This is a genomic window from Capillimicrobium parvum, from assembly GCF_021172045.1.
GTDB classification, from domain to species: domain Bacteria; phylum Actinomycetota; class Thermoleophilia; order Solirubrobacterales; family Solirubrobacteraceae; genus Capillimicrobium; species Capillimicrobium parvum.
Genome location: NZ_CP087164.1, coordinates 2,299,322 through 2,324,184, shown reverse-complemented (window position 1 = coordinate 2,324,184; position 24,863 = coordinate 2,299,322). Strand labels below are relative to the sequence as shown.

At 73.6% G+C, this 24,863-nt stretch carries 27 protein-coding genes; 12 read left to right on the top strand and 15 right to left on the bottom strand.

Features of this window, described 5'->3' with window-relative positions; all coding sequences use genetic code 11:
- Positions 1-24: 24 nt before the first annotated feature.
- The 4 genes from DSM104329_RS11535 to DSM104329_RS11520 form a co-directional block, all read right to left on the bottom strand.
- A complete protein-coding gene (locus DSM104329_RS11535; RefSeq protein WP_259315587.1) occupies positions 25-621 on the bottom strand; it encodes a flavin reductase family protein in 597 nt (198 codons plus the stop codon).
- Positions 622-647: 26 nt separating this feature from the next.
- Complete coding sequence (locus DSM104329_RS11530) at positions 648-836, bottom strand: hypothetical protein (protein ID WP_259315586.1); 189 nt, start codon at positions 834-836, stop codon at positions 648-650.
- Positions 837-972: 136 nt separating this feature from the next.
- The gene (locus tag DSM104329_RS11525; protein WP_259315585.1) at positions 973-1,827 is read right to left on the bottom strand and encodes an ABC transporter ATP-binding protein; all 855 of its coding nucleotides are present in this window, start codon (positions 1,825-1,827) and stop codon (positions 973-975) included.
- Entirely contained in the window at positions 1,824-2,870 is a 1,047-nt protein-coding gene (locus DSM104329_RS11520; RefSeq protein WP_259315584.1) for a uroporphyrinogen decarboxylase family protein, read from the bottom strand. Before DSM104329_RS11520 ends, DSM104329_RS11525 begins: the two co-directional genes overlap by 4 nt.
- A gap of 284 nt (positions 2,871-3,154) precedes the next feature.
- On the opposite strand from DSM104329_RS11520, the gene DSM104329_RS11515 reads away from it, so the two are divergent.
- From DSM104329_RS11515 to DSM104329_RS11505, 3 genes are all read left to right on the top strand, one after another.
- Entirely contained in the window at positions 3,155-3,970 is an 816-nt protein-coding gene (locus tag DSM104329_RS11515; RefSeq protein ID WP_259315583.1) for an SDR family NAD(P)-dependent oxidoreductase, read from the top strand.
- Positions 3,971-4,037: 67 nt separating this feature from the next.
- On the top strand, positions 4,038-6,056 hold the full coding sequence (locus DSM104329_RS11510; protein ID WP_326924502.1) for an alpha/beta hydrolase: 2,019 nt from the start codon (positions 4,038-4,040) through the stop codon (positions 6,054-6,056).
- A 33-nt stretch (positions 6,057-6,089) separates the two neighbouring features.
- Positions 6,090-6,923, top strand: a complete 834-nt coding sequence (locus tag DSM104329_RS11505) for a siderophore-interacting protein (RefSeq protein ID WP_259315582.1) — start codon at positions 6,090-6,092, stop codon at positions 6,921-6,923.
- Between the two features lie 40 nt (positions 6,924-6,963).
- Here DSM104329_RS11505 and DSM104329_RS11500 read toward each other — a convergent pair whose 3' ends face one another.
- The 4 genes from DSM104329_RS11500 to DSM104329_RS11485 are packed head-to-tail and all read right to left on the bottom strand — an operon-like array spanning position 6,964 to position 10,704.
- The gene (locus DSM104329_RS11500) at positions 6,964-8,130 is read right to left on the bottom strand and encodes an acyl-CoA dehydrogenase family protein (protein WP_259315581.1); all 1,167 of its coding nucleotides are present in this window, start codon (positions 8,128-8,130) and stop codon (positions 6,964-6,966) included.
- Entirely contained in the window at positions 8,130-9,194 is a 1,065-nt protein-coding gene (locus tag DSM104329_RS11495) for a M29 family metallopeptidase (protein WP_259315580.1), read from the bottom strand. Before DSM104329_RS11495 ends, DSM104329_RS11500 begins: the two co-directional genes overlap by 1 nt.
- Positions 9,191-9,997 carry an alpha/beta fold hydrolase gene (locus tag DSM104329_RS11490; protein ID WP_259315579.1) on the bottom strand — a complete coding sequence of 269 codons (807 nt, stop codon included), beginning with the start codon at positions 9,995-9,997 and terminating at the stop codon, positions 9,191-9,193. The genes DSM104329_RS11495 and DSM104329_RS11490 overlap by 4 nt, the downstream gene beginning before the upstream one ends.
- A 32-nt stretch (positions 9,998-10,029) precedes the next feature.
- Positions 10,030-10,704, bottom strand: a complete 675-nt coding sequence (locus DSM104329_RS11485; protein ID WP_259315578.1) for a TetR/AcrR family transcriptional regulator C-terminal domain-containing protein — start codon at positions 10,702-10,704, stop codon at positions 10,030-10,032.
- A 277-nt stretch (positions 10,705-10,981) separates the two neighbouring features.
- On the opposite strand from DSM104329_RS11485, the gene DSM104329_RS11480 reads away from it, so the two are divergent.
- Positions 10,982-11,308, top strand: coding sequence for an STAS domain-containing protein (locus DSM104329_RS11480; RefSeq protein ID WP_259315577.1), 327 nt, complete (start codon positions 10,982-10,984; stop codon positions 11,306-11,308).
- A gap of 217 nt (positions 11,309-11,525) precedes the next feature.
- A complete protein-coding gene (locus tag DSM104329_RS11475; protein WP_259315576.1) occupies positions 11,526-12,104 on the top strand; it encodes a response regulator in 579 nt (192 codons plus the stop codon).
- A 19-nt stretch (positions 12,105-12,123) separates the two neighbouring features.
- Here the strand turns inward: DSM104329_RS11475 and DSM104329_RS11470 are convergent, their stop codons facing one another.
- The 3 genes from DSM104329_RS11470 to DSM104329_RS11460 form a co-directional block, all read right to left on the bottom strand.
- The gene (locus DSM104329_RS11470) at positions 12,124-12,849 is read right to left on the bottom strand and encodes a helix-turn-helix domain-containing protein (protein ID WP_259315575.1); all 726 of its coding nucleotides are present in this window, start codon (positions 12,847-12,849) and stop codon (positions 12,124-12,126) included.
- A gap of 75 nt (positions 12,850-12,924) precedes the next feature.
- A complete protein-coding gene (locus tag DSM104329_RS11465) occupies positions 12,925-14,499 on the bottom strand; it encodes a sensor histidine kinase (protein ID WP_259315574.1) in 1,575 nt (524 codons plus the stop codon).
- A gap of 44 nt (positions 14,500-14,543) precedes the next feature.
- Positions 14,544-14,729 (bottom strand): hypothetical protein, encoded by a 186-nt coding sequence (locus tag DSM104329_RS11460; protein WP_259315573.1) that lies wholly within the window; start codon positions 14,727-14,729, stop codon positions 14,544-14,546.
- A 170-nt stretch (positions 14,730-14,899) separates the two neighbouring features.
- Between DSM104329_RS11460 and DSM104329_RS11455 the strand changes: the two genes are divergently transcribed.
- Entirely contained in the window at positions 14,900-15,334 is a 435-nt protein-coding gene (locus tag DSM104329_RS11455) for a hypothetical protein (protein ID WP_259315572.1), read from the top strand.
- A 22-nt stretch (positions 15,335-15,356) separates the two neighbouring features.
- On the opposite strand, the gene DSM104329_RS11450 is transcribed toward DSM104329_RS11455, so the two are convergent.
- The 3 genes from DSM104329_RS11450 to DSM104329_RS11440 form a co-directional block, all read right to left on the bottom strand.
- Positions 15,357-16,358, bottom strand: coding sequence for a CapA family protein (locus DSM104329_RS11450; protein ID WP_259315571.1), 1,002 nt, complete (start codon positions 16,356-16,358; stop codon positions 15,357-15,359).
- 246 nt (positions 16,359-16,604) lie between these two features.
- Positions 16,605-17,015 (bottom strand): DUF4234 domain-containing protein, encoded by a 411-nt coding sequence (locus DSM104329_RS11445; RefSeq protein WP_259315570.1) that lies wholly within the window; start codon positions 17,013-17,015, stop codon positions 16,605-16,607.
- Between the two features lie 173 nt (positions 17,016-17,188).
- Positions 17,189-17,977 (bottom strand): SDR family NAD(P)-dependent oxidoreductase, encoded by a 789-nt coding sequence (locus tag DSM104329_RS11440; RefSeq protein WP_259315569.1) that lies wholly within the window; start codon positions 17,975-17,977, stop codon positions 17,189-17,191.
- Positions 17,978-18,091: 114 nt separating this feature from the next.
- On the opposite strand from DSM104329_RS11440, the gene DSM104329_RS11435 reads away from it, so the two are divergent.
- From DSM104329_RS11435 to DSM104329_RS11425, 3 genes are read left to right on the top strand one after another with little or no spacing between them, the layout of a single operon-like run.
- A complete protein-coding gene (locus DSM104329_RS11435) occupies positions 18,092-18,937 on the top strand; it encodes a GntR family transcriptional regulator (protein ID WP_259315568.1) in 846 nt (281 codons plus the stop codon).
- Positions 18,934-19,404, top strand: a complete 471-nt coding sequence (locus tag DSM104329_RS11430; protein WP_259315567.1) for a cupin domain-containing protein — start codon at positions 18,934-18,936, stop codon at positions 19,402-19,404. Before DSM104329_RS11435 ends, DSM104329_RS11430 begins: the two co-directional genes overlap by 4 nt.
- Positions 19,405-19,412: 8 nt before the next feature.
- Complete coding sequence (locus DSM104329_RS11425; protein WP_259315566.1) at positions 19,413-20,168, top strand: SDR family NAD(P)-dependent oxidoreductase; 756 nt, start codon at positions 19,413-19,415, stop codon at positions 20,166-20,168.
- A gap of 120 nt (positions 20,169-20,288) precedes the next feature.
- On the opposite strand, the gene DSM104329_RS11420 is transcribed toward DSM104329_RS11425, so the two are convergent.
- Entirely contained in the window at positions 20,289-21,455 is a 1,167-nt protein-coding gene (locus DSM104329_RS11420) for an acetyl-CoA C-acyltransferase (protein WP_259315565.1), read from the bottom strand.
- A gap of 205 nt (positions 21,456-21,660) precedes the next feature.
- Here DSM104329_RS11420 and DSM104329_RS11415 point away from each other — a divergent pair, with 205 nt between their 5' ends.
- The 3 genes from DSM104329_RS11415 to DSM104329_RS11405 are packed head-to-tail and all read left to right on the top strand — an operon-like array spanning position 21,661 to position 24,850.
- Entirely contained in the window at positions 21,661-22,902 is a 1,242-nt protein-coding gene (locus DSM104329_RS11415; RefSeq protein WP_259315564.1) for an NAD(P)/FAD-dependent oxidoreductase, read from the top strand.
- Positions 22,899-23,615 (top strand): DUF1365 domain-containing protein, encoded by a 717-nt coding sequence (locus tag DSM104329_RS11410; protein WP_259315563.1) that lies wholly within the window; start codon positions 22,899-22,901, stop codon positions 23,613-23,615. Before DSM104329_RS11415 ends, DSM104329_RS11410 begins: the two co-directional genes overlap by 4 nt.
- Positions 23,612-24,850, top strand: coding sequence for an SAM-dependent methyltransferase (locus tag DSM104329_RS11405; RefSeq protein WP_259315562.1), 1,239 nt, complete (start codon positions 23,612-23,614; stop codon positions 24,848-24,850). Before DSM104329_RS11410 ends, DSM104329_RS11405 begins: the two co-directional genes overlap by 4 nt.
- Positions 24,851-24,863 lie beyond the last annotated feature (13 nt).

The window sequence follows — 24,863 nt, the reverse complement described above, 5'->3', positions numbered from 1 at the left end:
GAGCTCTCTCCGGGTTCGAGGACGTCAGTTCGGTGGATGCACGCGCGCGAACCGGCGCGGCAGCGGGTAGTCGTAGAGGAGCGAGTCGATCGTCTCGTCGGCGACGGGACGCACGCCCAGGTCGGTAGAGGGAACGAGTTGGTGATAGGTGCGACCGTGGTAGACCAGCGGGGTGTCGCTGTCGCCCAGCAGCGCGTTGCACACACGGCCGATGAAGAGGATGTGATCCCCCGCGACGATGCGCTGCTCGAGCAGGCAGTCGATGTGGGCGACCGCGCCGTTGACGGCCGGGCTGTCTGATTGCGGGTGCTCGTTGGCGCAGAGGTGCTGCATGAACTTCGGCTCGCCGCGGGACGAACCGAACTGCGCCACCTCGACGAGCTGCGGACCGAGCACGCTGATGCCGAAGATCCCGTGCTGTGTGATGGCGGCAGCGCTCACGGTGTTCGCGCCGAGCGACGCGAGGATCAGGGGCGGGTCCATCGAGACGGAGCAGCAGGCGCTCACCGTCAGTCCCCACGGCTGACCGTCGACGCGGCAGGTGACCATCACGACGCCGGCGGCGAGGCGCGACATGGCCACGCGGAAGGAGTCGCCGATGTTCTGCTCGCTGTCTTGCATTGCGTTCGTCATCCCGGCGCCTCGCCTCACAGCGGGCGCGTGCCCCATCCCATGGAGTCGCACCCGACGTCGTTCGCTCGGACGGAACCGCCGCGCCAGCGCCTCGGCCACGGGGTCATCCCGGCCCGCCGGAGCACGTCCAGCCAGTCGCGCGCCTCCGAGCCCTCGGTGGGGGCCAGTGCGTCGAGCCCGCGCCGGACGCGCTGGTCGATCACCAGCCGCTGCGACGGCGTCCCGGCCGGCGTGGCGGCGCCGCAGCCCGCCCCGGCCGCCCGGGAGGCGCCCCGAAGGCCGGCGTGTGAGCGGCTCGTGCACCACATGCCCATACGACTCGACGGGCGGCGCTCTTGTTTAGCGCGGGTGCGTCAAGCCGGTCGCGGGCTCCCAGACGGCGTCGTGGATGCTCGCCGCCCACCGGCCGTTGCACCGCGAGATCGAGATGCGCACGCCGAAGCACTCGGCGAGGTGGTCGTCGGTCAGCACGGCGTCGACCGGGCCCGCCGCGACCACGCTCCTCTCCCGCAGCAGCAGCGCGTGAGTCGACGAAGCCGGGATCTCCTCGACATGGTGGGTCACGGCGACGGTGGTGAGGGACGGGCGCTCGGCCGCCAGCCGGCTCATCGCCTGCAGGAACGCCTCGCGGCCCGGGAGGTCCAGGCCGGTCGCCGGCTCGTCGAGGAGGAGGAGCAGCGGGTCGCGCATCAGGGCGCGCGCGAGCTGGATGCGCTGGCGCTCTCCGCGCGAGCAGTCGCCGTAGCGCCGGTCCTCGAGCTCGTGGCCCCCGAAGCGCGCCAGCAGGCCGGCGGCGCGAGCCCGCTCGTCGGCGGACACGCGCCGGCCGCGGATCGCGGCCGAGGAGGCCGGCTGCGTGAGCACGACCTCCAGGGCGCTCATGCGCTGGGCGAACCGGGGCGGCGTCGCCTCGATGACGCCGACCCGGAGCAGAGGGTCGGCCAGGCCCGGAGTGCCGGGCGCGGCGCCCAGGATCTCGATGGTGCCCCGGCGCGGGAGCACGCGGGCGCGGGCGGCGTTGAGGATGGTCGTCTTGCCGGCCCCGTTCGGGCCGATCACCACCCAGTGCTCGCCGCGCTCGACGTGCCAGTCGACATCGGCGATCAGCTCGCGCATGGCCCCGGCTCGAGCATCCCAGGCCTCCACGGTCACGCCGGCGAACTCGATCGCCGGCGAGCTGCCCGAGCCGGTCACGCGGCCCGGCTCGGCGCCGCCGCCGCAAGCCGGGCTCCCGCCGTCAGCGCCTGCAGCTTGCCGAACGCGACCGCCCGGTCGAGGTACTTCATGCCGCAGTCCGGCGCCGCGACAAGGTGGGCGCTGTCGCGATGACGCAGGCCGCCGGCGATGCGGTCGGCCACCGTCTCCGGGGTCTCGACCTCGGGATCGGACAGGTCGAGGACGCCGAGGATGATCGTCTTGGCGCCGAGCGAGTCCAGGACGGACAGGTCGAGCCCGGACTGGGCGCTCTCGATCGAGATCTGATCGCACGCGGAGTCGGCGAGCTCCGGCAGGAACGAGTAGCCGCTCGGACGCTCGTGGATGACCGCGGCGTACCCGAAGCAGATGTGGAGGGCGGTGGTGCCGTCGATGCCGTCCAGTGCCCGCGTCAGACCGGCGAGGCCGAACTCACGGGCCGGCTCCGGCCGGGCCTGCATGTACGGCTCGTCGATCTGCACGATGTCCGCCCCGGCCGCGAACAGGTCTGCGATCTCCTCGTTGACCGCCGCGGCATAGGCGAGGCACAGCTCGCGCGGGGAGTCATAGTGCTCGTTCTGTGCCTGCTGGGACATCGTGAACGGACCCGGGATGGTGATCTTGACCGTGCGATCGGTGTTCGCCCGCAGGAACTCGACATCGCGCACGAGCACCGGATGACGGCGGGAGATCGCCCCCACGACGCGCGGCACCGGGTTCGGATGGCCGCTGCGGTCGAGTGCCGTGCCCGGCCGGTCGTGGTCGATCCCCGCCAGGGCCGTCGCGAACCGGTTCGAGTAGCTCTCCCGCCGCATCTCGCCGTCGGTGATGATGTCCAGGCCGGCCCGCTCCTGGTCGCGGATGGCCAGCAGCGTGGCGTCGTCCTGGGCCTCCTGCAGGTACTCCGGGGCGACGCGCCAGAGCTCGGTCGCGCGAACGCGCGGAGGGAAGCGGGTGGCCAGCCGCTCCCGGTCGAACAGCCAGGACGGCATCGCGTACGAGCCGACGAGACTGGTGAGGACCTGGCCATCTTGCGTCGACATCTGGGCATCCTCTCTGCGCGCGGCGTGACTCGGAGGAAACGGCGAGCCGCAACGGTATTGACGCCTGGATCGCCGGGGGTGTTTACCGTGCCCTCCGCCGTGCGGGTCCGCTCCGCCGTCGCCGGGCGCGCCCTACGCCTCGGCGTGGTGCGGCATCGCTGGGCCGCATCGCGCCCACTGTGTAAGTCCCAAGCCGGATCACGGCCGCCCGCGTCCGGCCCGGACGCACGGATTAGCGTTGTCCTCGCCGGCAACCCCGCCTGCAGCCAGGTCGAGGAGACAGCATGCGGTCCGACGCTCCTGCTTCGCAGTTCGCCCGCCCCACGTCGGGACGTCTCGACGGTCGCGTGGCCGTCGTCACCGGCGCCGGGCGCGGCATCGGCCGGGCCTTCGCGCTCGGCCTGGCCGGCGAGGGCGCCAGGGTGGCGGTGCTCTCGCGCAGCGCCGACGAGCTCGAGGAGGTCGTCGGCGGCATCCGCGAGCTGGGCTCCGACGGCCTCGCGCTGGTCGTCGACTGCATGGACGGACCGGCGATCAAGCAGGCCGTCGACGACGCCGCCGCGCACTTCGGCGGCCTCGACATCCTCTTCAACAACGTGGGCGGCCTGATCGGCGACCTGACCCAGCTCGTCGCGCTCGACCACGACGACGAGCTCTTCGAGCAGAACCTGTTCCTCAACCTGACCACCGCGTACTACGGCTCGCGGGCCGCCCTGCCGCACATGGTCGAGGGCGGCTACGGGCGGATCGTGAACACCGGCTCGGGCTACGCCAAGCGCGGCGGCGGGCTGATCTCCTACAGCGCCGCCAAGCACGGCGTCGTCGGGCTGACGCGGGCGATGGCCTACCAGGTGCCGCAGGAGATCACCGTCAACTGCTTCTGCCCGGGCTGGACCGAGACGGCGCTGGCCGACTGGGACCGGCTGGCGGTGCTCGTCGGCAGCGCCGAGGCGGCGAGGAGCTCGGCCGCATCCGAGAACGTCCAGCAGCGCATCCTCGAGGCGCACGAGCTGGCGCCGATGGCCGTGCTCCTGGCCTGCCCGGAGTCCGCCGGGATCACCGGGCAGGTGATCAGCGTCGACGGCGGCTACCGGATCTGACGCCGCCGAGCAGACGCGCGCCCGCTACCCGGACGAGTCCGGCGTCGTCGAGCGCGACGGCGTCGCGCTGCACTACGAGGTCTACGGCTCGGGCGAGCCGACCGTCCTCCTGCTGCCGACGTGGTCGATCGTCCACTCGCGCCACTGGAAGATGCAGATCCCCTACTTCGCGCGCCACTGCCGCGTCGTGACCTTCGACGGCCGGGGCAACGGCCGATCGAGCCGTCCGCCCGACGGCTACGACGAGGACGAGTTCGCGGCGGACGCGCTCGCCGTCATGGACGCGACCGCCACGGAGCACGCGGCGCTCGTCTCCTTCTCGCTCGGGGCGCAGTGGGCGCTGCTGCTCGCCGCCGAGCATCCGGACCGGGTCGACCGTGCCGCCTTCGTCGGCCCCGCGCTGGCGATCGGCGAGCGCGCCCCCGACCGCGTCTTCCATCCGTGGGACGAGGAGCTCGACACCGACGAGGGCTGGGCGAAGTACAACCGCCACTACTGGCTGCGCGACTACCGCGGCTTCCTCGAGTTCTTCTTCGCCCAGATGCTGAGCGAGCCCCATTCGACGAAGGCGATCGAGGACTGCGTCGGTTGGGGCGCCGAGACGACGGCGCAGACGCTCGTCGCCACCGGGTCCGTGCGCGGCCTCTCGAAGCGGGCGACGCTCGAGCTGTGCGGACGGGTCCGGTGTCCCGTCCTCGTCATCCAGGGCGCCGACGACAGGATCACCGGCGCCGGCCGCGGGATCGCGCTGGCCGAGGCGACGGGCGGGGACCTCGTGCTGCTCGAAGGGTCGGGACACGCACCGCACGCCCGCGACCCGGTCAAGGTCAACCTCCTGCTGCGCGACTTCCTCGCCCCGCCGCCACCGCCGGCGCGCTGGCCGCGCGCAAGGGTGCGGCGCCGGCGGGCGCTGTACCTGTCGTCGCCGGTCGGCCTCGGCCACGCGCGGCGCGACGTGGCGATCGCCGACGAGCTGCGCCGCCTGCACCCCGACCTCGAGATCGACTGGCTCGCCCAGCACCCCGTCACCGCGGTGCTCGAAGCCCGTGGCGAGCGGATCCATCCGGCGAGCGCGCAGCTCGCGAGCGAGTCGGCCCATTTCGCTCGCGAGTCGGCCGGCCATGCCCTGCATGCGTTCCACGCCTTCCGGCGGATGGACGAGATCCTGCTCGCGAACTTCATGGTCTTCGCCGACGTGGTCCGCGACCAGCCCTACGACCTCTGGGTCGGCGACGAGGCGTGGGAGCTCGACTACCACCTGCACGAGAACCCCGAGCGCAAGTGCGCGCCGTTCGCCTGGCTGACCGACTTCGTCGGGGCGCTGCCGATGCCCGAGGGCGGCGCGCACGAGGCGTACCTCACCGCCGACGAGAACGCCGAGATGATCGAGCAGATCGCGCGCTACCCGCACGTGCGCGACCGGGCGATCTTCGTCGGCGACCCCGACGACATCGTCCCCGACGCGTTCGGCCCCGGGCTGCCGTCGATCCGGGAGTGGACGCGGCGGCACTACGACTTCGCCGGCTACGTCACCGGCTTCGACCCAGGCCGCCTCGGCGACCGCGACGCGCTCGGCTACGGCGCCGACGAGCGCGTCTGCATCGTCACCGTGGGCGGCTCGGGCGTCGGGGCGAGCCTGCTGCGGCGCGTCATCGACGCGTTCCCGCAGGCGCGGGACCGCGTGCCGGGCTTGCGGATGATCGTCGTCGCCGGTCCCCGCCTGGACCCGTCCAGCCTCCCGGCCCGCGACGGCCTCGAGATCCACGCGTACGTCCCCGACCTCCACCACCATCTCGCGGCGTGCGACATCGCGATCGTCCAGGGCGGCCTGACGACGACGATGGAGCTGACGGCCAACCGGCGCCCGTTCCTCTACTTCCCGCTGCGCCACCACTTCGAGCAGAACCGCCACGTGCCGTACCGCCTCGAGCGCTACGGCGCCGGCCGGCGCATGGACTTCGAGACCGACGGGCCCACCGAGATCGCGGCCGCGCTCGCCGCGGAGATCGACCGCGACGTCGACTACCGCCCCGTGGAGACCGCCGGCGCCGCGCGTGCGGGCGCGCTCATCGCCGAGCTGCTCTGAGGCGGCCCGGGGCGTTGTTGTTAGGGTGGCCTTATGACAACGGCTCCTCCCGCGCGCGCCGGCCGCCGCACGATCCACGCGATCGTCGACTCCGTGGAGCGCCTGACACCGCATCTCGTGCGGGTGGTCGTCGACGGCCCCGAGCTCGAGGGCTTCGGCGCCGGCGCGTACACGGACCACTACGTCAAGCTCCAGCTCCCGGTCCCCGGGGCGGACTACGCCGCGCCGTTCGACGTCGAGGAGATCCGCGCCTCGCATCCGCGCGAGCAGTGGCCGCGCACGCGGACGTACACCGTGCGCCAGTGGGAGCCGGAGTCCAATCGCCTCACGATCGACTTCGTCGTCCACGGCGACGCCGGCGTCGCCGGCCCGTGGGCGGCCCGCGCCGAGCCCGGCGACGTGCTCCAGCTGTCCGGGCCCGGCGGCGCCTACGCGCCCGACCCCGACGCCGACTGGCATCTGCTCGTGGGCGACCTGAGCGTCACGCCCGCGATCGCGGCCTCGCTGCTGCACATCCCGGCCGGCGTCCCGGTCCACGCCGTCGTCGAGGTCGACGGCCCCGAGGACGAGGTCGAGCTCGACACGCCCGGCGACCTGCGCGTCACCTGGCTGCACACCGGCGGGCGGGAGACCGATGCGCTCGTCGACGAGGTGGCGGCGCTCGACTTCCCGGCCGGCACCGTCCACGCCTTCGTCCACGGCGAGGCCGCGGCCGTGCGCGCGGTGCGCAGGCACCTGCTCGTCGACCGCGGCGTGCCGAAGGAGGCGATGTCGGTCTCCGGCTACTGGAAGCGCACGCGCACCGAGGAGGGCTGGCGCGAGGACAAGGCGGAGTGGAACCGCCTGACCGAGCTCGACGCCGCCTGACCCGGCGCCGGCCCGACCGCCGCGCCCGGCCCGCGCCGCGTCAGCCCTCGTCGTCGTAGAGACCGAACCGGCCGAGGCGCTCGAGGCACACCTCGGCGCTCCACGGCAGCATCAGCGAGCCGCAGCGGGCGTCGCGATAGTGCTGCTCGAGCGGCAGCGTGCGCATGATCGAGCCGCCGCCGCACACGCGGATCGCCTTCGACGCCACCTCGGGCGCGGTCTCCATCACGGTGAACGACGCCGCCCAGGCCCGGCGCAGCTGGTCGGGCGTCGGGTCGATGCCCGCCTCGGCGACGACGCGCTGCCACAGCGCCTCGGCGCGCTCGTGGGCGATCTGGATCTCGGCCCAGCCGGCCTGCTTCTGCGGCACGTCGCGCCGGGAGCCCCCACCGCCGAGATACTCGCGCACGAACGCGACCACCGCGCGCGTGAGCCCGAGGTAGGTCGGCGTGAGCGTCATGTAGACGTAGGGCCAACGCTCGGCCAGCTGGTCGTAGACGCCTGCCGGCAGCAGCTCGTCGGCATGGGGCACGAACGCGTCCTCGAACAGCAGCGTGCGCGAGTCCGTGCCGCGCATGCCGAGCGTGTCCCAGTCGCCGGCGATCCGCACCCCGGGGTTGTCCGCGCGCACCGACATGAAGCGCACCTGCTCCTCGCCGGGCACCTTCACGGTCAGGTTGTACGCGCTCGCCGCCCCCGACAGCGACGCGAAGATCTTGCGCCCGGACACGCGCCAGCCGCCCTGCACCGGCACGGCCTCCGTCATCACGCCGGCCGTCGCGCCGCGCGCCACGCCCTCCGACAACGGCTGGCTCATGATCTCGCCGGCGTCCAGGATGCGCCGGTACAGGTCGGCGCGGATCTCCTCGTGGCGGGCGCGGTCCGCCGGGGAGAGGTCGAGCTCGTCGGCCACGATGCCGGTCCACAGCACGGTCTGGCAGTGCATGTTGAAGGTCAGCGCGGTCATCGCGCAGTACTCGCCGAGGCGCGCGCTGAGGTGCATGTAGTCGGCGAACGACGCGCCCAGCCCGCCGTGGCGAGCCGGGATGCAGACGCCGAGCAGCCCCGCGTCGCGCAGGTCGTCGTAGCTCTCGTACGGGAAGGCCGCCTCGCGGTCGTACCGGCTCGAGCGGTCGCGAAACCGCGGGCCGAGGTCGTCGATCCGCGCGAGGAGCTGCTCCCGTGAGAGGGCGGTGTCGGTGGCCATCAGATCTCCAGGGTCGGGTCCGGCAGGGCGACGAGCAGCTCGGGCACGAGGACGCCGTCGACCACGACCGGCCGCCCGTCGAGGTGCAGCGTGCATGCGCGCAGCGGCAGATCGAAATGGCCGGCCGTGAAGCGCCCGGCGTGCTCGTTGGCGCCGGTCGAGTACAGGAAGTTGCCCGCGTACGCGCGCGCCTCGGTCCCGTTGACGTCCGCCTTGTCGTAGAGCTCGAGGTAGTCCCAGCGGGCGCCGGGGTTCATCCCCCACCCCACGTGGCTGGTCGCGCGCGCCGCGTCGTCGTCGAAGGCCTCGAGGTAGGAGGCGAAGAGCAGCGCGTCGACCCCGTGGCCCTCGATCGCGACGATGTGGTCGTCGGCGATCTCGAGCACCACCGGCGCCTCGACGTAGCGCTTGAACGTGAGGTTCAGGTCGCCCGGCGCGAGCACGAGCCGGCCGGCGACGCTGCCCGCCGCCGGGAACGCCGCGACGAGGCCGCCCGGCCAGTGCGCGATCGACCCCGGGCCGTCGGTGATCCCGGTCGAGCCGGCGACGAACGCGCCCGCCAGGCCGATCGTCAGGTCCGTGCCCGCCGCGCTCGTCACCCGCAGCTCGCCCGCCCCGGCCATCCACGTGCGCCCCAGCTCCACGCGCCGCGGCAGGTCGGGGTCCCAGCGATAGCGCTCGAAGTGCTCGGGGTGCTCGTTGGAGATCATCAGCACGCGAGCGCCGCCGCCGAGCACCTGCGGCAGCTCCGGCGCGTGCAGCAGCCCCTCGAGCGTGCAGTCGACGACGAGGTCGGCGGCCGCCAGCGCCGCGAGCGCCGCGCGGTTGCCCTGCAGCGCCTGCGACGCGCCCGTCGAGCGGATCGCGACCGGGTGCGGGTTGGCGGGGGTCGGCACGACGACGTCGACCACCTGCGCGCCGAGGCTCTGCGCCGCCAGCCGCGCCGTCTCGACGAGCAGCGCCCGGCTGGCCGACTCGCTGAGCAGGGCGACGACCTCCCCTTCGCGCAGGTCGCACCGGTCGAGGTGGTCGCGGAACGGCTGCACCCAGCGCCACTCGGTCATGCGAGGGCCTCCACGGCGTCGAGATGGCCGGCGACGATGGCGTTGACCGCGTCCGGCGCCTCGGCGCCGAGCAGGTGTCCCGCACCCTCGACGACCTCCAGGCGCGCCCCCGGGATGCCGCCGGCGAGCGCCTGCGCGTAGGCGACCGGCGTCTCCTCGTCCAGCGCACCGGCGAGCACCAGGGTGGGAACCGCGATGCGGTGCAGCTCTGCGCGCGTGTCGTGGGTGACCAGGCAGTCGATCGCCGCGCGCAGCCCGTCGCTGCCGATCCGCGCCATCGCCGCCTTCTGCGCGGCCAGCGCCTCGGGCGTGAGGCCGGGGCCCGCGATGGCCGTCAGGACCTCACCGGCGAAGTCGCCCGGCGTGCGCCCGGCGTCGAGCGGCGCCAGACGCGCCGAGCGCCACGCCTCGGCGGTCGTGCCGTCGAGCCCGAACGCCGGGCTCGACGAGAGGAGCGTCAGGGAGGCGAGACGGTCGCCGTGGGCGAGCGCGGCGTGCTGCGCGACCATCCCGCCGAACGACAGGCCGACGAAATGGACCCGGTCGAGCCCGAGCAGGTCGAGGAAGCGGGCGAGAGCGTCGGCCAGGCCGGCGAACGTCGTCGTGGGCTCGAGCGGTGCCGAGGCGCCGTAGCCCGGCTGGTCCCACGCCACCGCGCGCCGGCAAACGCCGAAGGCGCCCAGCTGCGGCTCCCAGGCGAGGCGCGAGCCGCCGAGACCGTGCAGGAAGACGACGGCCGGCCCGCCCTCGCCACTCTCGCGCCAGCCGAAGCCGGCCTCCTCCAGGTCGCGTGGACTGCTCACGGCTCCAGGATAACGCGGAGTCAGCGGCGTTGTCAACGTTGTTGACTCCTTGGGGTCAGCTGAGTCAGCTGGGCCTCCAGCCCGTCGAGCATCGTGTCGAGACCGACCTCGAAGCGGTGCTGGGCGTCGCCGGGCCACAGCGACGAGGCATGCGCGACCGTGGTCGGGTAGCGCCGCTCGTCGATCGCTGCGTACTCGCGCCGCCAGCGCTCATAGAGCTCCTCGCGCTCCCGGTGCGGCAGCCGGGACACCGGCGCGTCGATCGCCGCGGAGCCGAGGCTGAGTCCGATCAGCGAGTGGTACGCGTCTGCCGCCTGCCCCGCGGAGAAGCCGGCGCGGTGCAGCAGACGCAGCATCACCTCCGTGAGCAGCAGCTCGTTGCCCTGGCGCGGGGGCCCGGAGCGCACGATGTCCGCGACGGCCGGCTGCGCGAGGTACGCCGCGCGCAGGCGGACGCACAGGTCGCGGATGCCGGCGCGCCACTCGACGTCGTCGCCGGGGTCGACGATCCGGCCCTCGAGCGTCCGGTCGCCGATGGCGCTGAGCAGGTCCTCCTTGTTGCGGAAGTGCCGGTACAGCGCCGTCGCGTCGACGCCGAGCACATCGCCCAGCCGCCGGAGCGTCAGGGCCTGCGGCCCCTCGTCCTCCACCAGCTGCATCCCCGCATCGGTGATCCGCTCTCGCGAGAGCGCCGTCTTGCGCGCCACGGCAGCGGAGCTTAGGGCCGCTGCGGCGCTCCCGGCGCGGACGGCCGGGAGCGGCTGCGGGCGGCGGTGCCTCTACCCGCGACGAGGTCGCCGACCTTCGTCGGTGACCACGGCACCCCGGGCTCGCATCTTCTGCGGCACTCCCGGGCAATGACGAAGAACCGGTTCGTGAACGAACCATCTCTTCAGGAGACCTGCCATGCCTCCCATCGCTTCCCCCGCAACGGCGTCGCACGCGGCCGGCGGCTCGGGCCCACGCCTCTGGCTTCGCCGCACGTTGCGGCTCCGGCGCCACCGCGAGCTGCGGGTGCTCTCGGTCGAGCTCTCGCATGAGGCGCTCATCGTCCTCGACGGCCACCTCGTCACCGAGACGGCGAGCACGTTCGAGCAGGCGATCGCCGCGCTGACGGAGACCTCGCGCGTCGTCCTCGATCTCAGCCGGCTGCGGGGCATCGACCGTGCGGGCGCCGCCGCGCTCGCGCGCCTGCGCCGCTCGCCCGACCAGGAGCTGCTCGCGTTCGCCGGCCGCCGGCGCGTGCGGCGCCGCGTCGCGCGCCATCCCGGCGCCGGGCTCGTGCTCCTCCCCGCCCCGGCCCCCAGCTGACGACCGCGCCCGGCCGCCCTACCCGCGCCGCAGCCGGTGTACGTCGCCACGGTCACGAGGCCGTAGCCAGGTGCGGCACGAGGTCGGAGATCCAATCGGCCGGCGACCACCTGCCGGGGTCGGTCGCCACGAGGTCCGCCGGCGCGCGCGGCCCGGTCCGGCCGCGTACCCGACCCGGGCCAGGGCCGGGTGCCTCTGGGAGCATCGGGCGACCGGCATGATCCGCATCGTCGTCATCGACGACCATCCCGCGCTGCGCGCGGGGGTCCGCACCGTCATCGAGGCCGAGCCCGGGCTCGTGTTCGCCGGCGAGAGCGCCGGCGACGAGGAGTCGCTCTGGCCGCTGCTGCACCGCACGCGCCCGGACCTCGTGCTGCTCGACTATCACCTGCCGTCCACCGACGGGCTGCAGCTGTGCCACCGCATCAAGCGCCAGGCGACGCCGCCGCGCGTGCTGGTCCACTCGGCGTACGCCAGCCCCCCGCTGGCGCTGCCGGCGATCCTCGCGCGCGCCGACGGCCTCGTCGACAAGGGGCTCGCCGCGCGGGAGCTGTTCGCGGCGATCCGGCTCGTGCATCGCGGCGACCGGCTCATCCCGGAGGTCTCTCCGTACCTGCGCGGCGAGGCGCTCTCGCAACTCGACGAGCGCGACCGCCCGATCGTCGGCATGCTGCTCGACGGCGCCTCCGACGCCGAGATCGCCCAGGCGGCCGGCGTCGAAGCCGCGGATGTCGAGCACGCCACGCGCCGCATCCTCGCGCGTCTCACGCAGAGCATTCCGGTCGCCGGCGGCTGACCGCCGCCCCACCCCGGCGTCAGCGCACGATCGGGGCCGGCTCGCGGGGCTCGCGCAGCTCGGCCGGCCGCTCGCCGGTCAGCAGCCACGTCCCGTCGCCGCGGCGCTGCACGAGGCCGCGGGCCGACAGCTCCCCGAGCGCGGTCGTCGTCGCTGGCCGGTGGGCGCCCACGAGACCGCCGAGGAGGTTGTGCGTGAGCTGCAGCGGGATGACGATGCCCTCCGGCGTCACGCGGCCCCACCGGTCGGCCAGATACCAGAACATGACGTGCAGCCGGGTCTGCAGCTGCGTCACCTGGCCGATGGCGAGATGGAAGGCCAGCCAGTGGGTGCGGCGGATCGCGCGGTCCATCAGCCAGCCGGCGATCGCCGGGTATCGCGCGACCCGGGCGGCGAAGCGGGCGTCGAGCACGGCGACCGCCGTCTCCTCCTGCACGACCCAGCGCGCGTCGATGTCGATCGAGCTGCCGTCGCCGGCGCCGGCCCACGGGCGCAGGAGGTCGCCGCCCCCGAGCAGCTCGACGCACGCCCGGCGCCCGAGGTGCACCCGCCGTGCGAGCAGCCCGTCGAGCGCGAGGAGGCCGAAGTGCCCGCGCGCCTCGTCCCCGGGGATGTCCGGCGCCCATGCTCCCGGGCGCAGCCGCAGGACCGGCGCCATCGTGCTGCTCGCCGCGTGCTGGCGCAACCGGGCGTCCACGCCCGCGACCATGTCGGGGAAGTGCTCGGCGACGACGACCGCGGTCACGCAGCCAAGCTACTCGCCTCGCCACGGCGCCCCGGTACGCGGACGGACCGGCGCGCGCGCCGCCACCGCCGGAGCTCAGGCGCCCGGCGCGCCGGCCCGATCTCCGGGGAACGTCGGCAGCGTGAGCCAGAACCGGCTGCCCGCGCCCTCGCCGGACTCGACGCCGATGGCGCCGCCTGACCGCTGCACGATGCGCGCGCAGATCGCCAGCCCGAGGCCGCTGCCGCGCGGCCCGGCCACCGTCGGCACCCGCTCGAACGCGCGGAAGATCCGCACCTGATCGTCGGGCGCGATGCCCTCCCCGTCGTCGTCGACGGTGATGCGCACGCACCCGTCCCCCTCGGGCTGCCATGCGAGACGGACGTGCGGTCGCTCCCGGGCCCCGAACTTCACGGCGTTGCCCACGAGGTTGCGCAGGACGAGCTCGAGGTCGCCGCGCGCCGCCGTGACGGACGGAACGCCGTCGAGCTCGACGCGGACCTCTGCACCGCGCTCGGCGATCACCGCGGCGAGGTCGCCGATCGCGGAGCCGGCCGCCTCGCTGACGTCGACCGGCCGGCGGCTGCTCGGTCCCTCGCCGGCCCGCGCGTACGTGAGCAGGCGGTCGATGAGCTCGGCCATGCGTGCGGTCGAGACGGACATGTGGCGCAGGTACTCGATCGCCTTCGGGGTGACGTCCTCGGGCAGCTCGCGCTCGAGCAGGCCGGCCAGCCCGGTGACGGTCGCGAGCGGCGCGCTGAGGTCGTGGGCGGCGACGACGGCGAAGCGATCGAGCTCCTCATTGGAGCGGCGCAGCTGCTCGTGCGCGTCGCGCAGCGCCTGCTCGACCTGCCGGCGCTCGGTGAGATCGCGCGTGACCTTCGCGTACCCGATCAGCACGCCCGTGTCGTTGCGGATCGGCGTGATGACGACGTTGGCCCAGAACCGCGACCCGTCCTGGCGGACGCGCCAGCCCTCCTCCTCGTACCGGCCGTCGCGCGCCGCGACCTCGAGCTCGTGCGCCGGGTGATCGCGCATCAGGTCGGGCTCGGTGTAGAAGACCGAGAAGTGCCGGCCGACGATCTCGTCCTCGGTGTAGCCCTTGATGTGCTCGGCGCCGGCGTTCCAGCTGGCGACGTGGCCGCCGGGGTCGAGCATGAAGATCGCGTAGTCGCGGACGCCGGCGACCAGGCGGCGGAACTGGTCGAGCCCGCGGTTGGCCGTCAGCAGCTCCGCCGCGGTGGCGCGCAGCTGCTCCTCGGAGAGCCGGCGTGCTGTGAGGTCTCGCGTGACCTTCCCGTAGCCCACGAGCGTGCCGCCGGAATCGCGCAGCGCCGTGATGACCACGTTGGCCCAGAACCGCGACCCGTCCTTGCGGACGCGCCAGCCCTCCTCCTCATAGCGCCCCTCGAGCTCGGCGATCTCGAGCTCGTGCGCGGGATGGTCGCGCGTCCGGTCCGCGTCGGTGTAGAACAGCGAGAAGTGCCGGCCGATGACCTCGGGCGCCTCGTAGCCCTTGATGCGCCGGGCGCCGCGGTTCCAGCTCGCCACCCGTCCGTCGGGCTCCAGGAGGAAGATCGCGTAGTCGGAGACGGTCTCGACCAGCAGCGCGAACTGCCACGCGCGCCAGTCACCCGCGACGAGCGAGGCGTCGGAGTCGGGGGCGTGCACGGGCAGCACCCTACCGCCGATCCCCCGGATTGCCGAGACAGCCGTCAGGCGACGGGCGTGCGTCCCTGCGCGGCGCCGCGGGCTGTCGCTCGCACGCGTTGCATCAGCGCCGCGCTGCGCCGCTGACGGGCGGCGTCGTCGTTGCGGCCGGCGAGCTCGTCCCTGACGGTGTCACGCAGCTGCATCCTGGCGGCGAGCTTCGTCGCCTGCGTCTGACGTGGTGCGTCCATGCTGCGAACCGTATGACGCTCGCCCGCACCGATGCCAGCGGCGAGGTCCGTGCGGAAACTACCGGCGCGGGTCCGCGCTCTGACCACGCGACGCGGTCGCGCCAGGCGACCGGGGGCAACCGCTGCGGTGGCTCCCGCGCGAGGATCGCCCGCGCCCGTAGGGTTGCGCCATGTTCCGCCCCGTGCTCGCCTGCGCCGCCACGGCGCTGGCCGCCCTCGCCATCGCCGCCGCCGCCGGGATCCCCTCCGCCGGCGCCTCGACGTTCACCTTCTTTCGCACGCCGTCGAACCTGATCGGCTGCGTGTACCAGACCGGCCCGACATTCCTGCGCTGCGACGTGATGTACCCCACCCGCTTCGACGGGCAGCGCAGTTGCGGCGAGGTCGGCGACGCCGGGCGGTCGTTCACGATGCGCCGCCGCGGCAGCGTCAAGCTGCCCTGCGCCAGCGACACGTCGTTCGACCCGAAGTCCCGCCTGGTGCCCTACGGCACGACGCGCCGGTTCGGGCCGTTCCGCTGCACGGTCTCCATGTCGGGACTGCGCTGCACGAACGCCGGCGGCCACGGGTGGTTCCTGTCGCGGGGCAGCCAGCGGCTCTTCTGAGTCGTCGTGCCGGGCGGCTCGCTCAGCCCGGCAGGCGCCGCGGCACGGTGCGCAACCCTGGCCCGCGGCCGACGACGCCGATCGTCCGCTGCCACGACGCCCGCAGGTCCGCGGCGGGCGCGAGGCCGCGGGCCAGCGCGCGGCCGACGGGCAGCACGGCGTAGTCGCCGTGGCGCACCCAGGTCGGCACGTACTCGACGCGCTCGACGCGGCTGCGGCGGCCGTCGATGCGCAGGTGCAGGATGGCCAGGAGCCCGTCCTGGGTGGCGGCCGGGCAGCACGCGCTCGTCTGGTTGGACAGCAGGTTGCCCTCGCCGAAGACGACCCAGCGGCCGTTGACCCGGCGGATGGGCTGGACGACGTGGGCGTGCTGGCCGACGATCGCCGTGATCGCCCGCGAGCGCGTCAGCCGGCGCGCGAGCGCGAGCTGCTGAGGCGTCGGCGCGTGGGCGTACTCGACGCCCCAGTGCAGGTTGACGAGCACCGCGTCGGCACCCTGCGCGCGGGCCCGCCGCGCGTCGCGCAGGATGCGGCGCGGCGTGGCGAGGGCGACCGACCACGGATGCGGGGGCGGGACGCCGTTCGTCGTCGTCGTGTACGCCAGGTACGCGACGGTGACGCCCTTCGCGCGCAGCAGCAGGATCCGCCGGGCCCCGCGCGCCGAGGCGGCCGAGCCGGTGTGGCGCACCCCGGCGCGCCGCAGCGCGCCCAGCGTGGCGTCCACGCCGGACTGGCCCTGGTCAAGCGTGTGGTTGGAGGCCGTGTCGCAGGCGTCCCAGCCGGTGCGGCGGATCGCGCGGGCGAGCGCAGGGGGGGTGTTGAAGCGCGGATAGCCGGTCGGGGCCGCCGCGGTCATCGGCGTCTCGACGTGGCAGATCGCCAGGTCTGAGCCCTTCACCCAGGGGCGCAGGTGGCGCAGCATCGGCGCGAAGTCGTAGTCCGATCCGCCGCCGAGCGCCTGGGCGGTCTGCCAGATCGGGGCGTGGATCAGGAGGTCGCCGTTGACCTCGACCGTGAGACGCACGGGTCGCCGGCGCGGCCGGGGCGCGGGCTCCGGGCTCGCGACGGCGGGCCCGGTGCTCGCCGGAGACGTGGAGGCCGGCGCTGCCGTGGGCGGTGCCGAGCCTTCACCGCAGCCAGCGAGGACCGCGGCCGCGACCGCCGCTGCGAGGACGAGCGGCGTGAGATGTCGCACGCCGGCCAGACTACGCGGCGGGGCAGACCGGACGGGGCGGCCACGCGGCCGCCCCGCCGGAACGGGTCTGCGCGATCAGGGAGCGATCGGCGCGGGCTCGGTCACTCCGACCGGAGCCGGGGTGAGAGTGCCGCCCTGGGCCTGGTGCTGCCACGCCCCGTTGAGGCCGCTCTGCATGTAGCCCTGCAGGACCGGGCTGAACACCAGGTACATCACGACGCCGAGCCAGCCGTTGAGCGGCTCGCCGGCCTGCGTGAACCGCTGCAGCGCCTGGATGCGCTGGAACGTGTGGATCAGCGAGATGATCGCCGGAACGATGACGAGTGCACCCAGCGTGACGGCCAGCAGCGACGTGCCGGGGCTGTCGCCGAGCTCCTCGGTGCGGCCCGTGGCCTTGCCGAGGTCCGCCATCTCGCGGTTGATCTTGTAGTACCAGACCCACCAGTAGATGCCGAGCGTGATGATCGACAGCACGGGGACGGCCACGACTCCCCGGATCTTCGCGGTGCTTCCGGCACCTCTGATCTCAACTTCCTCCGCCATGTGGCGACCCTCCTTAGGTGGTTAGGCGAAACTCTCCCACTATCGGCAGGTGGAGCGCAAAGCGTTACCGCGCCGCCCTGCCCCGGACGGCCGCCCGGCCTCGCGGGGCCGCGGGCTCAGCGCGCCAGATAGCCGCCGTCGAGGGCCAGCGTGTGTCCGGTCATGTGATCCGACGCGCGCGACGCCAGGAAGATCGCCGTCCCGAGCACCTCGTCGGCGCCCACCAGCCGCCCGTTCGGGATCTCCGCCACCAGGCCCTTGACCGCCTCGTCGTCCTCGTAGAAGCCGTCGGCGATGTTCGTCACGACGCCCGCCGGCGCGAAGCCGTTGACCGTGATCCCGTGCGGGGCCAGCTCGACGGCAAGCTGGCGGATGAGGTTGACGACGCCGCCCTTGCTCGCCGCGTACGGCGACAGCGGCGTCGACGTCCCGACCACGCCCCAGACGGACGCGGTGTAGACGAGCTTGCCCGGCCGCCCGGCCGCCTTCAGCCGGCGCACGGTCTCGCGGGCGATCAGGAAGCCCGCGTCGAGGTTCACCGCGCCGACGCGCCGCCAGTCCGCGAGCGAGATGTCCTCCACCGCTGCGACCGGCCCGGCGATGCCGGCGTTGGAGAACACGACGTCGAGGACGCCGAGCTCGCGGTCGGCCACCTCGAACAGGCCGGCGACCTGCTCCTCGTCGGCGACGTCCGCCCGGTGCGTCACGAGCGTCCCGTCGGCCGCCGCCGCCGTCTCGGCGAGACCCTGCTCGTCCACGTCGACGGCGAGCACGCGTGCACCGGCCGCGGCGACGCCCCGCGCGATGGCGCGGCCGATCCCACTGGCCGCGCCGGTCACGACGATGCCTCGGTCGACGACCGAGAACAGCTCGAGGACGGCGGGATGCGGGGTGGCGCGGGCCATGCGAACTCTCCAGAGGCGTGAGGCAGGAAGCCGGAGCGTATCCACATCGGATCCGATCCGTCAGCAGACCAGCTCCGGCGTGCATCGCGGGCCCTGACGTGATTGGATCCGATCATGCCGAGCCCGGCGCCGACCGCCGACGACGTCTACACACGGTTGCACGACCTCATCATCGAAGGCGTGTACCAGCCCGGCGATCGACTCGCCCATCCCCGGCTGATGCGCGAGCTCGGCTGTGGTCGCACGCCGCTGCGCGAGGCGCTGAGCCGCCTACAGGGCGACGGACTCGCCGTCGCGACGCCGAACGCCGGTGCCCGGGTGGCCCCCGCGCGGCTCGATTCGGCGGAGGGCATGCACGCGCTGAGGATCCTCGTGGAGCCGCCGCTGCTGCAGGCCCGCACGCCGGCGATGACCGCCGCCCGGCTTCGCGAGCTGCGCGGCCATCTCGCCGACATGGAGGCCGCGGCCCACGAGCCCAACGCCTTCCAGCGCGCCCATCGCAGCTTCCATCTCGCCCAGCGGGCGACGTTCGCCAGCCCGTTCGTCGACGACATCGTGCGCAAGACCTACCGCCACATCCACCGCCACCACCAGCACTACCGGTCGCGCCCCGACGACCCGGCGGAGTGGATCGAGCTCGATCGCCGCACCGTCGACGCCCTCGAAGCCGGCGACGGGCTGCGCGCGCGCCAGATCCTGGAGTTCCATCTCATCGAGGCGGCGCTGTCGCTCGTGCTGCGCGAGGACCCCGAGAACCGGCTCGCCACCCTGCTCGGGGCCGGGCGGGCCAACGGCATGCTCTTCGGCACCGGCGCGCACGAGCGGATCAGCCTCCCGCTCGCCATGTGGTGGGTGACCCCCGCCCCCGGCCTGCCGGCGATGGCGACGACCATGCTGCACACCGAGCCCCGGCTGAGGCTCTCCACCCTCGTCAACGCCGACCAGGAGGACGACCGATGAACGACGCCAGCACCCCGCCCGGCCAGGAGGTCCGCGTCCTGCGCCCGCCCCGGGCCGAGACGGCCAAGCAGGACATCCCCGTGTTCTTCGGCATCTCCGAGCGGACGGCCGGCGCGAACGGGCTGTCGCTCAACGTGACCGCGTTCCCGCCCGGCGGCCACTCCAACACGCACAAGCACGCCGACTACGAGACCGCGATCTATGCCGTGGACGGCGCCATCGAGTTCTTCCACGGCGAGCGCCTGGAGCACTCGCTGATCGCCCGGACCGGCGACTTCCTGTTCATCCCGGCGGGCGTCCCGCACAAGACGTACAACCTCAGCCTCACCGAGCCCGCCACGTTCGTCACCGCGCGCAACGACCCTCGCGAGCAGGAGAACGTGATCCTCACGCCGGAGGCCGACGACGGCTCGTGCGACGAACGGGTCGCCCGCACGCGCGAGCGGCTCGCGGATGGAGAACGATGATGGCGACCATGCCGGCAGGCGCGATGCAGGGACGGGTGGCGCTGGTGACGGGCTCCGCGCGGGGCCTCGGCGAGGCGATCGCCCGCCGGTTCGCCGCGGAGGGCGCGACGGTCGTCGTGTCCGACGTCCGCGAGGAGCTCGGCGAGGCGGTGGCGACGACGATCCGCGACAGCGGCGGGCGCGCGAGCTTCCATGCGCTCGACGTGACGTCCCCCGACCAGTGGTCGGCGGTGGTGGGCGCGTGCCGCGACCTCGGCGGCCCGCATGTGCTCGTCAACAACGCGTTCGTGACGACCCTGGGCGGCATCGAGGACGAGACCCTCGAGGGCTGGCACCGGACGCTCGACGTCGTCCTCACCGGGGCGTTCCTGGGGATGAACGCCTGCGTCCCCGCGATCCGCGAAGCCGGCGGCGGGTCGATCGTCAGCATCGGCTCGATCCACGGGGGCGCCGTTGCGGACGAGGGACGGGTCGCCTACCAGGCGGCCAAGGGGGGCCTCAGCGCCCTCACGCGCGCGGTGGCCGTCGCCCACGGCAAGGACGGCATCCGCGCGAACGTCATCCTGCCCGGCCCCATGGACACGCCCATCGTCGCCGAGCTCGGGTTCGTCGAGCAGCAGCGGGCCTTCGCCGCATCGCTGCCGCTCGGACGGCAGGCCGACCCCGCGGAGGTCGCGTCCGCCGCGCTGTTCCTCGCATCGGACGCCGCGTCGTTCGCCACGGGCGCCGTGCTCACCGTGGACGGTGGGTTCACGGCCGTGTGATCCCCGGCCGCCGCCACCGGCCGGCCTACCGCCGCGGTCGACGCTTGGGTCGACGCCGCGGTCGACGCCGCGGCCCCCCGGCGCCCCGTTGCGGGGCGCCGGGGGACCGGGCGCGGACGGCTACTTCAGCCGCTCGACGATCATCGCCTCGCCCTGGCCCTGGGCGACGCACATGGTCTCGAGGCCGATCGTGCCGTCGAGGGTCTCGAGGTCGTTGAGCAGCGTGGTCATGATGCGCACGCCCGTCATGCCGAACGGGTGGCCGAGCGCGATCGCGCCGCCGTGGGGGTTGAGCTTGTCGTAGTCGAAGCCCACCTCCTCGGCGATCGGGATGACCTGGGCCGCGAAGGCCTCGTTGAGCTCGTAGACGTCGACGTCGGAGATCGACATGCCGGCGCGCTGGAGCGCCTTCCTGATCGCCCCGATCGGCGCGACGCCCATGAACTCGGGCTCGTTGCCCCACGTCGCGGCGGTGATGATCCGCGCGCGCGGCTTTAGGCCCAGCTCGGCGGCCTTCGTGTCGCTCATGATCAGCGCCGCGGCGGCGCCGTCGTTGAGCGGGCACGAGTTCCCGGCCGTGACGGTCCCGCCCGGACGGAACGCGGGCTCCAACGACGACAGCTTCTCGAGCGTCGACGAGGGCCGTGGGCCGTCGTCCTTGCTGACCACGGTGCCGTCGGCCAGCGTGACCGGAACGATCTCGCGATCGAAGATGCCGCTCGACTGGGCGGCCACCGCGCGCTCCTGCGACCTCTGGGCGTACTCGTCCTGGGCCTCCCGGGTCACGCCGTACCGCTCGGCCACGTTCTCCGCGGTCAGGCCCATCGCGATGTAGGCGTCGGGCTGGCCGGGCTCCTTGCCCTGGAGCTTCTCGTTCTGGTCCTCGGGGTGCGCGGCCTCCTGCGCCCCGTTGTAGCGCGACACGAACTCGATGCCGGCCGCGATGTACGCATCGCCCTGGCCGGCGACGACGTCGTTGGCGGCGGTGCGGATCGCCTCCAGCCCGGACGCGCAGTAGCGCGAGACGGTCGAGCCGCCGGTCTCCTGACCGAGCTTGTCGCTCAGCAGGACCGCGATGCGGCCGATGTTGTTGGCCTGCAGGCCCTGCGGGAGGCCGCAGCCGGCGATGACCTCCTCGACGATGGCCGGGTCGACCTGCGGGTTGCGCTCGAGCACCTGGTCGACGACGTAGGCGAGCGTCTCGTCCGGGCGCAGGGAGGCCAGGGAGCCCTTGAAGGCGCGGCCGATGGGCGTCCGGACCGCGTCGACGATGACGGCTTCGGGCATGGGTGGGTCCTTTCGGTGATGAAGCCCGGCGGTCGCACTCCACGGGCAGGTTTAACCCCCGGCGGTCGCACTCCACGGGGCCTGCTCAGAGGATATCCCTCCGCCGGCCGTCCGGACCGCGCGCCGAGCCCGGGGGCGTCGTGGACTTCCACAAGAACCTGGCGCGAAAGTGATCCGTTCGTGGAGAATGTGCGGACTCCCATACATGGGACGCAAGATCGCCATCGTCGGCACGGGCATCGCCGGCCTCGCCGCGGCGCACGCGCTGCACACCGACCACGACATCACGGTCTTCGAGGCCGACGACCGTCCGGGCGGCCACGCACATACGCATCGAGTCGAGACGCCCACGGGCCACGTCGACGTGGACACCGGCTTCATCGTCTTCAACGACCGCAACTACCCGAGCTTCCAGCGGCTGCTCGCCGACGTGCGGGTCGCCGCCCGGCCGAGCGACATGAGCTTCTCGGTCAGCGACGGCCTCGGGGACTTCGAGTACAACGGCAGCTCGCCGAACGGGCTGTTCGCCAAGCGCGCGCATCTCGTGACCCCGTGGTTTCACCGCATGATCGCCGACCTCGTGCGCTTCAACCGCGAGGCGCGCGATCTGCTGACCGCGGACCTGCGCCTCTCGCTGCGCGACTGGCTCGAGGACCGGCGGTTCTCGACGCCGTTCATCGAGCGGCTCATCGTGCCCCAGGCCTCGGCGGTCTGGTCGGCCGACCCGCGCCGCCTGTGGAGCTTCCCCGCGCGCTTCCTGGCCGAGTTCTTCGCCAACCACGGCATGCTCGGCCTGCGCAACCGCCCGCGCTGGCGCACGATCGACGGCGGCTCGCACCGCTACGTCCGGGCCGTGGTCGATCCGTGGCGCGACCGGCTGCGCCTCTCGACGCCGGTCGCCGAGATCCGCCGCGGCGCCGACCACGTCACGGTCGTGGCGCGCGGCGGCGAGGCGCAGCGGTTCGACGACGTGGTGCTCGCCGTGCACTCCGACCAGGCGCTGCGGATGCTCGCCGACCCGTCCGACCGCGAGCACGAGATCCTCGGCGCCATCCCCTACCAGCTCAACGAGGCGGTCCTGCACACCGACCGCCGCATGCTGCCCCGCCGCCGGCGCGCCTGGGCGAGCTGGAACTACCACCTGCTCGAGGCGCCGGCCGGCCGGCCGACCCTGACCTACCACATGAACCGCCTGCAGTCCCTGGATCCCGGCTGCGACCTCTGCGTCACGCTGAACCACACGGCGGCGATCGACCCCGGCCACGTCCTGAAGACGATCCGCTACGCGCACCCCGTCTTCACGCCCGAGGGCGTCGCCGCGCAGGCCCGCCACCACGAGATCAGCGGCCCGCGGACCCGGACGCACTACTGCGGCGCCTACTGGGGCTGGGGCTTTCACGAGGACGGCGTCGTGAGCGCCGAGCGGGTGGCCGCCGCGCTGCGATGACCGCGCTCCACAGCGCCATCTACGACGGCACGATCGCCCACCGCCGCCGCGTCGGCCGCGGGCACGGCTTCCGCCACCGGATCACGCTGGCCTACGTCGACCTCGAGGAGGTCGCGGGGCTGCGCGGCGGCCGCCTCGCCGCCCGCCGCCCCGGGCTGCTGCGCTTCCGGCGCGAGGACTACCTGGGCGATCCCGCCGTGCCGCTCGACGCGGCCGTCCGGGCGCTCGTACGCGAGCGCATCGGCCGCGCCCCGGACGGACCGATCCGGCTGCTCACCCACCTGCGGGCCGCCGGCCGCTGCTTCAACCCGGTGAGCTTCTACTACTGCTTCGCCGCCGACGGCGGGCTCGCGGCGGTCGTCGCCGAGGTCACGAACACGCCGTGGGGCGAGCGCCACGCCTACGTCCTCGAGGGCCGCACCGGGCGCTCCGACAAGGCGCTGCACGTCTCCCCGTTCTTCGGCATGGACCAGGAGTACGCCTGGAGCAGCGACGAGCCCGCCGAGCGGCTCACGATCCGCATCGCCAACCACGAGGGCGACCGGCGGGTCTTCGACGCGGCGCTGTCCCTGCGGCGCCGCCCGCCGAGCCGCCGCGCGTGGCGCCGCCACACGGCTTCGGCGCTGCGCGTCGGCGTTCTCATCTACATTCATGCCCTCGTCCTCAAGGTCAAGGGCGCACCGCTCCACCCTCACCCCACTCCGGCCCCGTGAAGACCCGTCTCGCCCGCACCGCCGTGCTCGCGCTGCTCGAGCGCATCCAGGTCGGCAAGCTGACCGTCGTCGAGGGTACGCGGCGCGTCGAACTGGGCCCCGGCGGGGCGCCCGCCGCGATCGTCGAGATCCATTCGCCGCAGGCCTGGCCCGTGCTGCTGCGCGGGTCGCGCGGGCTGGCCGAGAGCTACGCCGACGGGCTGTGGGACACGCGGGACCTCGCCGCCGTGATCCGCGTCGCGGCCCGCAACGCCGTCGGGCTCGACGAGATCCGCCGGCGCCTGACCCCGGTGCGCGAGCCGTACCTGCGCGCGCGCGACCTCATGCGCCGCAACACCCCCGAGCGCAGCCGCGAGGACATCGCCGCGCACTACGACCTCGGCAACGACCTGTTCGAGCTGATGCTCGACCCGACGATGATGTACTCGTGCGCGGTCTGGTCCGAGCGCGGGATGACGCTCGAGCAGGCGCAGACCGCGAAGCTCGAGCGGCTGTGCGCGAAGCTCGACCTGCGTCCCGAGCACCACGTCGTGGAGATCGGGGCGGGCTGGGGCGGCTTCGCGGTGCACGCGGCCGGCCGGTACGGCTGCCGCGTCACGACGACGACGATCTCCGCTCAGCAGCACGCCTACGCGGTCGCGCGCGTGCGCGAGGCCGGCCTCGAGGATCGCGTCACCGTGCTGCGCGAGGACTACCGGGACCTGCGCGGCCGCTACGACCGGCTCGTCTCCATCGAGATGATCGAGGCCGTCGGCTGGAAGGACTTCGGCACGTTCTTCCGCTGCTGCTCCGATCTCCTGGACCCCGACGGCCTGATGGTCCTGCAGGCCATCGTCACCGACGACCGCGCCTACGACGTCGAGAAGGCCGGCAAGACCTTCATCCGGACCTACATCTTCCCGAACGGTTGCCTGCCCTCGCAGGAGGTCATCGCCCGCTGCGTCGCGCGCCGGACCGACATGCGCACGGTCCACGTCGAGGACCTCACCCCGCACTACGTCGAGACCCTGCGCTCGTGGCGCTCCAACGTCGAGGCGGCCGTGCGGCGGCTCGGCGACCTCGGCTACGACGAGCGCTTCCGGCGGCTGTGGCGGCTGTACCTCGCGTACTGCGAGGCCGGCTTCGCCGAGCGCCGCATCGGGCTCGTGCAGACGGTGCTGGCCAAGCCCACCTGGCGCGGGGCGATCGCGCCCGAGCCGGTGCCGTCGCCCGAGCAGCTGGCCGCGGCGAGCTGATCCGACGGCGCGC